This is a genomic window from Trinickia sp. Z7, assembly GCF_056498045.1.
On the sequence record NZ_JAUEQW010000002.1, the window covers coordinates 389,700 to 403,196 of the forward strand.

The 13,497-nt window shown below is 61.2% G+C and carries 11 protein-coding genes and 1 pseudogene; 9 read left to right on the forward strand and 3 right to left on the reverse strand.

Annotated elements, in window-relative coordinates:
- Nucleotides 1-107: 107 nt before the first annotated feature.
- The 3 genes and pseudogenes from QQS38_RS05830 to QQS38_RS05840 form a co-directional block, all read right to left on the reverse strand.
- Nucleotides 108-1,430: an SEL1-like repeat protein gene (locus QQS38_RS05830; RefSeq protein ID WP_479644542.1), complete on the reverse strand. Its 1,323-nt coding sequence runs from the start codon at nt 1,428-1,430 to the stop codon at nt 108-110.
- A 189-nt stretch (nt 1,431-1,619) separates the two neighbouring features.
- A pseudogene (locus QQS38_RS05835) lies at nt 1,620-2,060 on the reverse strand (phospholipase D-like domain-containing protein); the annotation flags it as partial.
- Between the two features lie 801 nt (nt 2,061-2,861).
- A complete protein-coding gene (locus QQS38_RS05840; RefSeq protein ID WP_479644420.1) occupies nt 2,862-3,920 on the reverse strand; it encodes a LacI family DNA-binding transcriptional regulator in 1,059 nt (352 codons plus the stop codon).
- Between the two features lie 189 nt (nt 3,921-4,109).
- Here QQS38_RS05840 and QQS38_RS05845 point away from each other — a divergent pair, with 189 nt between their 5' ends.
- From QQS38_RS05845 to QQS38_RS05885, 9 genes are all read left to right on the forward strand, one after another.
- The gene (locus QQS38_RS05845; RefSeq protein ID WP_479644421.1) at nt 4,110-5,273 is read left to right on the forward strand and encodes an ABC transporter ATP-binding protein; all 1,164 of its coding nucleotides are present in this window, start codon (nt 4,110-4,112) and stop codon (nt 5,271-5,273) included.
- A 25-nt stretch (nt 5,274-5,298) separates the two neighbouring features.
- On the forward strand, nt 5,299-7,287 hold the full coding sequence (locus QQS38_RS05850; protein WP_479644422.1) for a beta-galactosidase: 1,989 nt from the start codon (nt 5,299-5,301) through the stop codon (nt 7,285-7,287).
- Between the two features lie 61 nt (nt 7,288-7,348).
- Nucleotides 7,349-8,602 (forward strand): ABC transporter substrate-binding protein, encoded by a 1,254-nt coding sequence (locus tag QQS38_RS05855; protein ID WP_479644423.1) that lies wholly within the window; start codon nt 7,349-7,351, stop codon nt 8,600-8,602.
- Between the two features lie 72 nt (nt 8,603-8,674).
- Nucleotides 8,675-9,643, forward strand: coding sequence for a carbohydrate ABC transporter permease (locus tag QQS38_RS05860; RefSeq protein WP_479644424.1), 969 nt, complete (start codon nt 8,675-8,677; stop codon nt 9,641-9,643).
- A gap of 12 nt (nt 9,644-9,655) precedes the next feature.
- Nucleotides 9,656-10,507, forward strand: a complete 852-nt coding sequence (locus tag QQS38_RS05865; protein ID WP_479644425.1) for a carbohydrate ABC transporter permease — start codon at nt 9,656-9,658, stop codon at nt 10,505-10,507.
- A gap of 179 nt (nt 10,508-10,686) precedes the next feature.
- Complete coding sequence (locus QQS38_RS05870) at nt 10,687-11,304, forward strand: nitroreductase family protein (protein ID WP_479644426.1); 618 nt, start codon at nt 10,687-10,689, stop codon at nt 11,302-11,304.
- Entirely contained in the window at nt 11,301-12,149 is an 849-nt protein-coding gene (locus QQS38_RS05875; RefSeq protein WP_479644427.1) for an EamA family transporter, read from the forward strand. The genes QQS38_RS05870 and QQS38_RS05875 overlap by 4 nt, the downstream gene beginning before the upstream one ends.
- Nucleotides 12,150-12,207: 58 nt before the next feature.
- Nucleotides 12,208-13,008 carry a dienelactone hydrolase family protein gene (locus QQS38_RS05880; protein WP_479644428.1) on the forward strand — a complete coding sequence of 267 codons (801 nt, stop codon included), beginning with the start codon at nt 12,208-12,210 and terminating at the stop codon, nt 13,006-13,008.
- A gap of 158 nt (nt 13,009-13,166) precedes the next feature.
- Nucleotides 13,167-13,421: a hypothetical protein gene (locus QQS38_RS05885; RefSeq protein ID WP_479644543.1), complete on the forward strand. Its 255-nt coding sequence runs from the start codon at nt 13,167-13,169 to the stop codon at nt 13,419-13,421.
- Nucleotides 13,422-13,497: the final 76 nt, after the last annotated feature.

The window sequence follows — 13,497 nt, forward strand, 5'->3', positions numbered from 1 at the left end:
GCGCTTCGACGTTCGAGCCGTTCCTTGCCGTGGCGCTGGTTGGCGAGCGCGCTTTGCCCGCCGTTAGTGCTTGGCTCGACGGTTGGTCAGCCAAGTCGGCGTTGAATTCACGCTTGCTCTGGATAGGCCGTCAGTTGCCATACGACGCGCTCAGGGTACTCACGTCTTTCTCTCCAGCGGCCGAGAAGGCTCGACGGGCGCGGCGCTTGAACGATGAGCGTCGGCAGCGTCTCGCCCTTCGCAAATCGGCGCTCCGCGCCATTTGACTGCCGGTTAGCCAGGCTCGCACACCATACGCCGTCCTCGGGGCAAACATCGCCGCTATAGGCAACTGTACCGATCGGCACGCGGCCCGCGATGTTAGCGGCCGGAACTTTCGACGACGGCTCTGTCGCCTCGGAGCTTTTCGAAGAACCGTTAGGCAACGGCAAGCCAGTTTCCGGGTCCAGATGCTTGGCCTTGGCCATGCGATCGATGAGCTCGTCCGAAGGCTTCTCAGGTGCTACAACCGCCGCCTGCTCCTTTTCCCATTGAAAGGTACCGTCCCATGGCGGCAGTTGGGCGGGGGGCAACGGGACGATTTTGTCGATGTCGGGGATTTTGGGATTGCGGCCTTCGTTGGCACGTAGAAATAGTTGAATTGCGCGATATCGCTTCGCCCGCTCTGGGTCTTGGGGAAGCGCAAGGTAATTCAACCGGTCGGTAGAAAGCGGACCTTTGAATCCTCCTTCAAGCGCTAGAGCCGACAGCCCATTGCCTGATTGCACCCCTTTCTGGAACGCATTGACTGCTTCCGAAAATAGCCTATCGGTCTGCAAGTCAATGCCTAACGTATTGGCTGCGTCGCCATAGCCTTGGTCTGCAGCGCACTGTCGCATTTGCCGTGCGATAGCAGGCGCTTTATCCCGGGGGGCCAGCAAGTTGCCCACGTACGCCTGCGCTTCGGGACTACCTAGATCAGCGGCCTTACGGAAATAGCGGCGAGCCTTGTCCTCATCTCGCTTCACGCCAAAGCCCAGTTCGAGATAGTGGCCCATGTCGTAGTAACCGCCCGGAATACCGGCTTTGATCAATTGCTCCGCCAAATCGATGGTCTCTTTCTCAGGGTCCGGAGAGGACGCCGATCCTTCGGACACCAGCAGTTGTAGGTTGTGATTCGCCTTATAGTGCCCATATGCTGCCGCGATTCTGTAGTAGCGAGCGATGGCGTTGAAGTCCTTGGGGCCGCCGCTCTTTTCCAAATATCGGCCATATACGAATAAGCGGTTCGCTTCCATCTCGAGCGTCGGCAGTTGATCGGCTTCATGGATGCAGGTAAAAGCGAGATTGTCACGAACTGCTTTCATGTCAGCAGAAGACGGCATTTCACTATCCTTGTGCGAGCAAGCGCACAGCAGCAACGCGAGAAGAATTACGGCGGGTTTAGTCATTGGGCAATCCAACCGCAGTCGACTCGTTGACGTGCGCATGAAACCGGCCAGCGAGGCGCATGGAGCGAGGCCCTTTATCTGATTGTCCGCGTTTCGCTTGATAATGCGCTCCCACTGGTCAAAGGCGTCAGCCGGATTATCCTGCGCCCCCATTTCCCCAGTATGAATCCCCCACAAGCGCCGCCGCAGCGGTTGCGTCACGCCCATATGCTCGTGACAGATATTCAATTCGCTATCGACTTCCATGCTGCGACGGTTAATGTTCGCCGACCCGTGTGTGAGAAAGACATCGTCGATGATCATGATCTTGCTATGCACGTAAACCGGCATCCAATTGTCCGCAGGCGAATCGGGTGCGACGAGCGTGCAAACATGAATTTTAAGACCCGGAATCGTCATCGGCACGATATGACTTTGCTCGTTGTCGTGCAACTGCTGTCGAAGCTTCTGCTGTCCGGCATGGGCCTCTCTCGCAGCCGCCTCCGCTTGTGCGCCGCCTCCGTTTCGCATTTGCGTGTTCGCGATCGTTTCTTGCCTCTTCGCTTCGGACAGTTCCGCACGAAGCGCATCTCCGCGCTCAACCCTCGCTACACCCGGCATCGTATCCGCGCGCCCCAGACTCGCGAGCATGTCATAGGTCGTGCCGGCACCCAATCCGATCGCTTCGTCGGTTGAATTGGTCACGACGAATAAATGAATCGGTCCGTGCTTGCCGGGGTCACGCCCCCACGCGACCTGTCGTTGAGCGACCTTCTTAACCTGATCGGCAAACGCTTCCCAGCGGAAATATTGGTTCTCCACGTAAATAAACTGCGTCGCATTCCGGACCGCTTGCAAGTAGAGCGACTTGATGGCAATTGGTAAAACGTGAGATACCCGTCGCTACCCAACCGCGAGAACGTTTTCACACAGCCGTGATGCGGCAGATACGAGCCGTCGGCTTGCTGCAGCCACAACGTCACCCGCTGCGCAATTAGCGCCTTCAGTTCGATTCGATCGCCCTGCGACGAGGCGACATCGACGATGAACTCGAAATCGCACCCCAAGCGCGACATGCCTCTCGCATACAACGGCAACAGCCAATCGTCTCCCAGCGGCGTCTCGAGCTTTATCAAACGATTGTATTGCGCATTCCCATAGAAAAGCGCATCGAAAAGCGGACTGAATGCCATCGCGCTGCCCTCGGTTTTTTAATTTTTAAGGGAATGGATTCTACCAAACGACCGCACTGACGATACCGACTCCCGAAACCTCTCGGATTTTTCCGAAATATGGTGCTCTTTTTCCCTCAAGAAGGTGATGTAGCGCCAACCAATTTCGCCGGGCTCGCGAAGGCGAGCAGTTGAACTACCCCGATTCGACTCGAACCAAATTCGAAGCCAGCCCCCTCACCATCGCCACACACAACCGGAGGCTCACTCCGCCGCTTCGCTACGCATGTTGAACATGCCCCGCACCGCGAACCGGCGCCGTGGAAGCTCGCTCCACTAGATGCGGCCGTGACGTTACGCTCACAAGCGCGCCCGCCTCGGTCGCGCACCGCCCCGCACTCCTAGGCGTTTCGATCAATTCGAGCAGCGACGCCACCGCGAGTTCCGCCGCCTCCACCGTCGGCACCGCCACCGTCGTCAACGCCGGGCGCGACTCTCTCGCAAGCTGAATATCGGTGATGCCGATAACCGATAGATCGCGCGGCACACACAGACCTAGATCGGCCGCTGCCTGCATCGCACCCAGCGCCGGCAAATCGTTCGTCGTAAACACGGCCGTCAAATCCGGATGCTGCTTCAGCAATTCGAGCGCCGAGGCATATCCTCCCTGCGTCGTATCGGGCGCGTAACGCACCGGCGCCGCGCGGCCATCGAGCCCTGCCGCTCGCATCGCATCGACGAACCCGTCGTAGCGCGCCGCGTGAATCCCATACACCTTGCTGCCGACGATCGCACCGATGCGCCGATGACCGAGCGACAACAAATGTTGCGTCGCCAATTCCCCGGCCAAGCGAAAATCCACCGCGACGCAAGGCAAACCCGGCGGATCGAGCGGCCGCTCCCACATGCAAAGCACCACCGGCGCACCACGCAACTGCGTCGTGCGCAAATCCTCGAAGTCGAGGTTCGCATTCATCACCAACACACCTTCCGATAACGTGCCGGCAATTTGCTCGAGGTACGCGCGTCCCGTCTGCGGATCGCCGTCGGTATTGCAGATGATGAGGAACCGCCCTTGGCGACGCAGCGCATTCTCCACCGCCAACGCAAACTCCGGATAAAACGGATTCGCGATGCTCGACACCATCAGCGCGATCGTAGGTGCACGCCCCTCGGCCAACGCGCGTGCCGGTAAATGCGGCCGGTAGCCCAACTCCGCAATCGCATCGAGAACACGTTGCCGCGTCTGCTCGCCCACGCGGCCCTTGTTGCGCAGCACGTTCGAAACTGTCGCCGGCGTCACGCCGGCGCGCAAAGCCACTTCATTCAATGTCGGCATGGCTGCTCAATAAATGGGATGGTTATTCAGCATTTGCGTGATCGCCGCTCTCACGGCAACATTGGCCGCACATTCAGTACGCACCTTCGGAGAGCGGCTACCGAGCATCGGGCGGCCGTCTTCTGCCAAGCGGCTTGATTAAGCGCTTAACCAAAGGCGACGGGCAAATTAAAACATGGAGACGAGACGATGGCGAGCATTTCGTTACGCGGCGTGCAAAAGGCATACGGCGACGGCGCGCCGGTGATCCGCGACGTCGATCTCGAGATCGGCAAAAACGAGTTTTGCGTCTTCCTCGGGCCGTCCGGCTGCGGGAAATCGACGTTGCTGCGCATGATCGCGGGCCTCGAAGACGTCACCGACGGCGACGTGTCGATCGGCGGCAAGCTCGTCAACGACGTGCCTGCCGCGCAGCGCGGCGTCGCGATGGTCTTCCAAAGCTACGCGCTGTTTCCGCACATGACCGTCTACGAGAACATGGCCTTTGGCCTGAAGCTCGCCAAGACTCCCAAAGCCGAGATCGATCGCAAAGTGCGCGACGCCGCGCGCATCCTTCAACTCGATGCACTGCTCGATCGGCATCCGAAGGCGCTGTCGGGCGGCCAACGTCAACGCGTGGCGATCGGGCGTGCGATCGTGCGCGAGCCCGGCGTGTTCTTGTTCGACGAGCCGCTCTCGAATCTCGATGCCACCTTGCGCGGACAGACTCGCATCGAGATTGCAAGGCTGCATCGACAGTTCGCCGAGGCCAGCGTCGTCTATGTGACGCACGATCAGATCGAAGCGATGACCCTCGCCGACAAAATCGTGCTCCTGCATGCGGGCAGCGATACCGAGCGCTTCGGCAGCATCGCGCAAGTGGGGGCGCCGCTCGATCTCTATCACCGGCCCAAAAGCAAATTCGTCGCCGGCTTCATCGGCTCGCCGCGCATGAATTTTCTGCCGGCGAAGGTAGCGTCGGTCGACGCCGACGGTATCGCCATCGAACTCGAAGGCACCGGCGAACCCGTGCGGCTTCCGTTGCAAGGCAAAGGGTTGAGCATCGGCGCGTCGGTCACGTTCGGCGTGCGGCCGGAGCATCTCGAACCCATGCAGGGCGAAGCAACGCAAGCAAGCGAGCGCAGCGCCGTCACACTGGTACGCCCGATCGCCCTCGTCGAAGCGCTCGGCGAACACAGCTACGTGCATCTCGAACAACCGGGCGGCGCCACGCTGATCGCCAAGGCTCCCGGCGACGCCCGCTTCAAGCAAGGCGAGCGCGCCCGATTTTGCGCACCGGCTAGCGCCTGCCATCTTTTCGGCGAAGACGGCTTCGCCCTCGCTCCGCTCGACACCATCGCACAACATGCATAAGCGACAACGACACGAGGACCAACGAATGCGCCTAGGCGTCTGCTACTACCCCGAGCACTGGCCCGAAGCCATGTGGAAAGACGACGCCGCGCAAATGAAAGCGCTCGGCATCGATCAAGTGCGGATCGCCGAATTCGCATGGAGCCGCATCGAGCCCGCGCCCGGCGAATTCGATTGGGGCTGGCTCGACCGCGCCATCGATACGCTCGCCGCCAAAGGGCTCAAAGTCGTCATGTGCACGCCCACGGCCACGCCGCCGAAATGGCTCATCGATCGCCACCCCGACATTCTGCCGGTCGGCGCGGACGGACGAACCCGCGGCTTCGGATCGCGCCGTCACTACGATTTCTCGTCGCCGGCCTATTTCGAAGCGTCCAAAGCGATCTGCGAAGCCGTCGCTTCGCGTTATGGACAGCACAGCGCCGTCGCCTATTGGCAAACCGACAACGAGTACGGTTGCCATCAAACCGTCGTCAGCTATTCGCCCGCTGCGCTCACGCGTTTCCGCGACTGGCTGAAGGCGCGCTACGGCAACATCGATGCGCTCAATCGAGCGTGGGGCACGGTGTTCTGGAGCATGGAATATCGCAGCTTCGAGGAAATCGACGCACCCATCGGCACCGTCACCGAAGCGCACCCGTCGCACAGGCTCGACTATCGGCGCTTTGCGTCCGATGAGGTCAAGCGCTACAACCACATGCAAGTCGAAGTCATTCGCAAGCATTCGCCCGGTCGTCCCATCGCGCACAACTTCATGCAGTTGTTCACCGAGTTCGATCACTACAAGGTTGCCGACGATTTGGACGTGGCCTCGTGGGACAGCTATCCGCTCGGCGCACTCGAAGAGCAATGGTACGAGCCCGAGGTGAAGGCGCGATTCCTGCGCACCGGCCACCCGGATTTCGCATCGTTCAACCACGACCTATACCGCGGCATGTCGAAGCTGCCGTTCTGGGTGATGGAACAGCAACCGGGCCCGGTCAATTGGGCGAAGTGGAATCCCGCCCCGCTGCCGGGCATGGTGCGTTTGTGGAGCTGGGAAGCCTTTGCCCACGGGGCCGGCTGCGTGTCGTACTTCCGTTGGCGCCAGGCGCCGTTCGCACAGGAGCAAATGCATGCGGGACTGAACACGCCCGATAACCGGTTGGATATCGGCGGCGGCGAGGCGCAGCGCGTCGCGCAAGAAATTCGCGCCTCGATCGAAGCCGACGCCGATGCCGCGGGCGCGGTGCAAACGCCCGTTGCGCTCATCTTCGACTACGAAGCCAAATGGCTGTTCGAAGTGCAGCCGCAAGGGGTGGATTTTCATTACCCGCGTTTCGCCGTCGAATACTACTCGGCGCTGCGCTCGCTCGGGTTCGACGTCGATATCGTCTCGACGCACGCGCCGCTCGATGGATACAAGCTCATCGTCGTGCCGCCGCTGCCCGTCGTCTCCGACGATCTCGTCCGGCGGCTAGAAGCCACCCGCGCGCACGTCATCCTTGGGCCGCGTACGGGATCGAAGACCGCCGACCTGCAAATCCCCGCCAATTTGCCGCCCGGGCCGCTCGCATCGCTGCTTCCCGCGCGCGTCTGGCGGGTCGAATCGATGCGGCCCAACGTCTCTTCGCGCGTCACCTTCAGCGGCAGCGTGCCGGAGGGCTATGCGCGGCACTGGCGCGATTTGCTCGACGTGACCGCCGATGGCGAAGCGCAGAGCCCGCAAGTGCGCGCGGCCTTCGCCGACGGTCATCCCGCCTACGTGAGGCACGGCGCCGTGCATTACCTCGCGAGTCTGTTCGACGAAGCATCGACGCGAGCACTCTTTGCCCGCATCGCGCACGAAGCCGGTCTTGCGCCCGAACACCTTGGCGACGCCGTGCGCGTGAGCCGGCGCGGCGGGCTGACCTGGGTGTTCAACTACGGCCCCGACGCGTATCGGTTGCCGGCGGAGATACCGGACAGCGCTTTCGTGATCGGCGCACACCATATCGAAGCACAAGGCGTCGCCGCCTATCGAACGCCCCGCTGAACGCGGCACGAACCCGACCCGAATGCAGCACCGACAACGACGTAAAACTCAGGAGACAGGCATGACGTACAAACCCCGCACCATGCTCGCTGCCGTCGCGCTCGCCTCGGCAGTGGCGACGGGCGCCCTCGCCACGGCCGCGCAAGCCGGCACGCTGGAAGTGAACATCGCATTCAAGGGCGCAAGCCAACGCGCGGTCTGGACTCAAGTGATCGACGAGTTCAAGAAGGCCCACCCCGGCACCGACGTCAAAGTGGCGTTCATCGACGAAGAAGCCTACAAAGTGCAGCTTCCCGCATGGTTGACGACGGCGCCGCCAGACATCGTGAATTGGCACGACGGCGAACGCATGGCGTACTACGCGCAGCGCGGTTTGTTCGAAGACTTATCGAGCGACTGGACCAAGAACGGATGGGACAGCACGTACGCTTCGACCAAGGAAGCATCGTCGTATAAGGGCAAGCAATACGCCGCGCCGACCGTCTACTACTCGTGGGGGATGTTCTATCGAAAGGATCTGTTCCAAAAGGTCGGCATTGCCGGCGAGCCGAAAACTTGGAACGACTTCCTCGACGATTGCAAGAAGCTGAAAGCCGCGGGCATCACGCCGATCGCCGTGGCCGGGCGCGATGCCTGGACTCTGGCCGGCTGGTTCGACTATCTCGATCTGCGTCTGAACGGCAACGCCTTCCATCAAAAGCTGATGGCCGGCGAAGTGCCCTACACCGACGCCCGCGTGAAGAAGGTCTACACCACGTGGAAGCAGTTGCTCGATGCGGGCTACTTCATCGACAACTCGCTCTCCTACGACCTCGATGCCGCGCAGCCGTTCCTGTTCCAGGGCAAAGCGGCCATGATGCTCATGGGCACGTTCATTACGGGAGGCTTCTCGCCGACCGTGAAGTCCGAAATGGGCTACTTCCAATTCCCGATCATCGATGCGAATGTGCCGACCGCCGAGGATGGCCCCGTCGAAACGCTCAATATTCCGGCGAAGGCCAAGAACAAGGCGGATGCTCGTGCTTTCCTCGCATTCACCGAAACGCCGGAAATCGGCGCTCAACTCGGCAAGGGCCTCGGCTCGCTTTCCGCGAACAGCAAATCGCCGGAGCCGGAAGATCCCATTTCGAAGATCGGCTTTCAAATCCTGTCCAACACAAAGGGCGGCATCGCGCAGTTCTATGATCGCGATATGACCAAGGAAATGGCCGACGAAGGCATGAAGGGGATGCAGCAGTTCGTGTCGGATCCGACCAAGCTCGACGCGATCCTGGCGCAACTCGAGCAGACGCGGCAACGCATCTATAAGAAGTAAGCGCGTAATCGCGCGCGAAGTCGATCGGTCTCGTGATCGACCTCGCGCGTTCAGTTCCATCAGGAGGTTGCCGTGTCTCACCTCGTCACTCATCGCTCCGATAGCGCAGGCACTCCGGCGCCGAGCGATGGCGCTTGCCCGACGCCGCGCACGAGCCGGCCGGACGGAAGCGGACGCCGCCGCGCGTCGCCGGCCGCGCGCCAGCAACGCCGCGCAGCATGCCTGTTTCTCGCGCCGGCCTGCGTGATGGTGGCGATCTATGTCATCTGGCCCGTGGTCTCGACCATTCGCCTCAGTTTTTACAACTGGGACGGCATGACCGATGCGACTTTCGTGGGGCTCGCCAATTACATCGAGCTCTTCCATGCCGCCACCTTCTACACCGCGCTGAAAAACAACGTCATTTGGCTCGCGCTGTTTTTGCTTGCGCCGCCGATGGGGCTCGCGCTCGCGCTGTATCTGAATCAGGCCGTGGCCGGCATCCGCGTCGTCAAATCGCTGTTCTTTGCGCCGTTCGTGCTGTCGGGCGTCGTGGTGGGCCTCATCTTCTCCTGGTTTTACGACCCCACGTTCGGGCTGCTCGCGCTCATCGTGGGCCACGGCATTCCTGTTCTAGGCGATCCTCGATATGCGACGCCGGGTATCATCCTCGCCGCGCTGTGGCCGCAAACGGCGTACTGCATGATTCTTTACCTCACGGGCCTGACGACGCTCAGCAGCGAGCAGATCGAAGCGGCCCGCATGGAAGGCGCAAAAGGATGGTCGTTGCTGTGGCACGTCGTCCTCCCGCAATTGAGGCCGACGACGTTCATGGCGATCGTCGTCACCGTCATCGGAGCATTGCGCAGCTTCGATTTGATTTCAGTCATGACAGGCGGCGGCCCGTTCGAAAGCTCGACCGTGCTCGCGTATTACATGTACGACCAGGCGATCAAGTACTACCGGCTCGGTTACTCCGCGGCCATCGCTGTGGTGTTGTTTGCGATCATGCTGCTGTATATCGTCTATCACTTGCGCCGGTTGCTCAGGAACGAGCGCTAAGGAGTACTGATTATGTTTCCCATGCCGCTCGAGAAATGGAAGCCTGGATCGCGCCGCGCCTACCGATTGTCGCTGCCGGTCGCACTCGTGATTTGGCTGCTGCCGATGATTGCGGTGATGGTGACCTCGGTGAGATCTACGGAAGAACTCAGCGAAGGCAACTATTGGGGATGGCCGAAGCATTTCTCGCTCATCGAGAACTACCGGGAAGCGCTGACGACCTCACCGATGCTGCACTACTTCTGGAACAGCGTGCAAATCACGCTGCCCGCGGTGGCCGGCGCCATTGCGCTGGCGGCGCTGGCGGGCTTTGCCCTCGCCATCTATCGGTTCCCGGGAAATTCGGCGCTGTTCGCAACGTTCGTTGCAGGCAACTTCGTGCCGATTCAGGTGCTGATGATCCCGGTGCGCGATCTGTCGTTGCACCTCGGGTTATACAACTCCGTCAGCGGGTTGATCTTGTTTCATCTCTCGTTTCAAACCGGCTTTTGCGCGCTGTTTCTGCGCAACTTCATCAAACAATTGCCGTTCGAACTCGTCGAAGCGGCGCGGATCGAAGGCGCGAACGAATGGACCGTATTCTTTCGGATCGTGCTGCCGTTGATTCGACCGGCATTGGCGGCGCTCGGCATCCTCGTCTTCACGTTCGTGTGGAACGACTATTTCTGGGCGCTTTGCCTCACGCAAGGAGACGACGCCGCGCCCATCACGGTGGGCGTGGCCGCGCTCAAGGGCCAATGGACGACCGCTTGGAACCTGGTGTCGGCCGGGTCGATTCTCGCCGCGTTGCCGTCGGTCGCGATGTTCTTTGCCATGCAAAAGCATTTCGTCGCGGGGCTCACGTTTGGGGCGACGAAGGGATGAATCCGTCGCACAGGGCCCGGCGCCTTCAGAAGGAGGAGGAGCCGGACCCCAACGTATCCATGCTGTAAAGCGGTGGTTCAATCATTCACTGACAGTGAATGATCTTCTTCCGTATCGCGCATTATCATCTTCGAGTGAAATCCGTATCCTGACGCCATCGCATTCAGGATGGGATGAAAATGAAGATCGACGCCACGCTGGCACTGATCGAGCGACGTGTTTCGGCCAATCGATTCGACGCGTCGCATGTATTGCCGGATACGGTGATCGGCGAACTCGTGCGCCTCGCGACGCGTGCGCCGACTGCATATCACTTGCAGAACTGGCGGTTCGTGGCGGTCAAGACGCCCGAATCGAAAGCCACGTTACGCGCGCTCGCTTATGATCAGGCGAAGGTTTCCGATGCCGCGGTCACGTTCATCGTCTGCGGGCAATTGCCGGATGCCTCGGGTCTGCATGAAAGACTGAGGCCTTTCGTCCAAAGCGGCCATATGACGGCGGAGACATCGGCGAGTTGGCAAGACGGTGCCCGAGCGAAATATGCGAACGCTCGGGACGCCCGCGACGAAGCCGTGCGTTCGGCGAGCCTCGGCGCAGCCACGCTGATCTACGCCGCCGAAGCCATGGGCTTGGTCACGGGACCGATGGGGGGATTCGACGCCGAGGGCGTGGCGCGCGCGTTTGCGCTTGGTAATGACGAAGTGCCCGTCATGCTCCTTTGCGTGGGTCGCGCCGCGCCGGGAAATTGGCCGCAAAAGCCACGCCGCCCCCTGTCTGAAGTGCTGGTCATCGCATGAAAGCGACCGGCCGGGATGTGCTGCTAACGGCGATCGCACCTATGGTGTGGGGCAGCACGTATATCGTCACGACTCAATTTCTGCCGAGTTTTTCGCCGATGACGGTCGCGATGCTGCGCGCGTTGCCCGCCGGGTTGCTGCTGCTACTCGTCGTGCGCCAGTTGCCGCGTGGCATCTGGTGGTGGCGCGTCTTCGTGCTTGGCGCGCTCAATATCTCGATCTTTTTGAGCATGCTCTTCGTAGCCGCCTACCGGCTTCCAGGCGGTGTAGCGGGCACCGTTGCGGCGGTGCAGCCGTTGTTCGCGGTTTTCTTGGCCAGGCTGTTGCTCGCGAGCCCGATTCGCCCTCAGTCCATCGTTGCCGCGTTGCTGGGCATCGGGGGCGTCGCGCTGCTCGTGTTGACCCCGCGCGCCGCGCTCGATCCGCTCGGCGTTGCCGCCGGCCTTGCGGGCGCGGCGTCCATGGCCGTCGGCAATATCCTCGCCCGCAAGTGGCAACCGCCTGTCTCGCTGCTCACCTTCACGGCGTGGCAATTGACCGCCGGAGGCGCATTACTGGTACCGGTCGTTTGGGCGTTTGCGCCGAAGGCGCCGGTGCTCACGGCAATCAATTTCGCCGCCTTGGCATGGCTCGGCTTGATCGGGGCGGCGCTCACGTATGTGCTCTGGTTCCGAGGCATCGCTCGACTCGACGCCATGGTGGTGTCGCCGCTGCTGTTCATCAGCCCGTTGACGGCGGTCATATTGGGCTGGACCTTCCTCGATCAAACGCTTAGCTACATTCAGATCGCCGGTGTAGGATTCGTGATCGGCAGCATCTGGCTGAGCCAACGGCCCGCTCGCTGAGCCGGCGTGCCGGCGGCCGCCCGCCACCTTTCGTTCAACCCACCGAGAGACATCCGCCATGCGATTCGTGCGTCTTGCCGTTGCGTTGCTCGCTGTTCTCGCTTCTACGTCGGCCCTCGCGGAAATGGTCGCCCGACCCGTTAGTTGGATGTTGGGCGGTACGACTTTCAAAAGCGTGCTCGTTTATGACGATGCAACCCAAGCCAAGCGCCCCGGGCTGGTCATGGTGCCGAACTGGTCCGGCATCAACGATATCGCCATTGCCAAAGCGAAAAGAATCGCCGGCAAGGACTATGTCATTTTGCTGACGGACATGTACGGGGAAAGCGTGCGGCCGAAAAACGACGCGCAGGCGAAGGCGGCCGTCGCACCGCTTTATCAAGACCGGAATCTGATGCGCGCACGCGCCGACAAAGCTTTCGATCAGCTTAAGGCCGAGGCCGCGCGTGCGCCGATCGATCTTTCGCGCCTCGCGGCCATCGGGTTTTGTTTCGGCGGCGGCGTAGTGCTGGATCTCGCGCGCAGCGGCGCCGACGCCAAAGCCGTCGTGGCATTCCATGGCGATTTGAGTACGGACGCCCCTTCGCTCGCTTCGCATATCAAGGCGCGCGTGCTGGCGATCAACGGATCCGATGACGCCTTCACCATGCCCGACGTGCCGAAGTTCACCGAACAAATGAAGCAGAGCCCGGCCGATTGGCAGTTCGTCGAGATCGGGCATGTCGTGCACTGCTTCACGGAGACCGAAGCGACTGCCAAGACGGGCAACTGCCGGTATGACGAGAAAGCGGCGGCGCGCTCGTATCGGATGATGCGGGATTGGTTGGCGGAGAGTTTCGGACAGGAAGCGAAGCAATAGGCGGCGCGCGTTGCCGAGCGTCCCCGAGCGAGCGCGTCGAAAGAAGCAATGGCCTCGGTTACCGGTCCGGCTGCCGCCGGCGTATAGTGAGCCGGTGCACCCGCCGCGCAAACTCGGAGAAAGGGGCGCGCAGTTCGATCAATCGAAAGGAGCACCTTATTTACCGGATGATTCCTTATGGGGGGTTCGAGATTCACGTCGAACTGACCTCGTCGGCGGAGGATCTCTACGAGGTGACCGTCCAAATCAAGGGAACGCAAAACGTCACCCTCGTGGGCGAGCGAGGCATTCGCATTCCTCTGCGCAACGGGCCCTTTACGCGGCGATGGGCATACTTCATCGCGGAGGTGGCGGGGCAGGCTGCGATCGATGCATTACTCAGCACGGCAGCCGGCAAGGACTCGCCGGCATGATTCGTCGAGGCCGTTGGCCTCAACCGCCTCGACATAAAAATCACAGGCCCGCACCCCCGTTTGCGGCCTCGTGTCG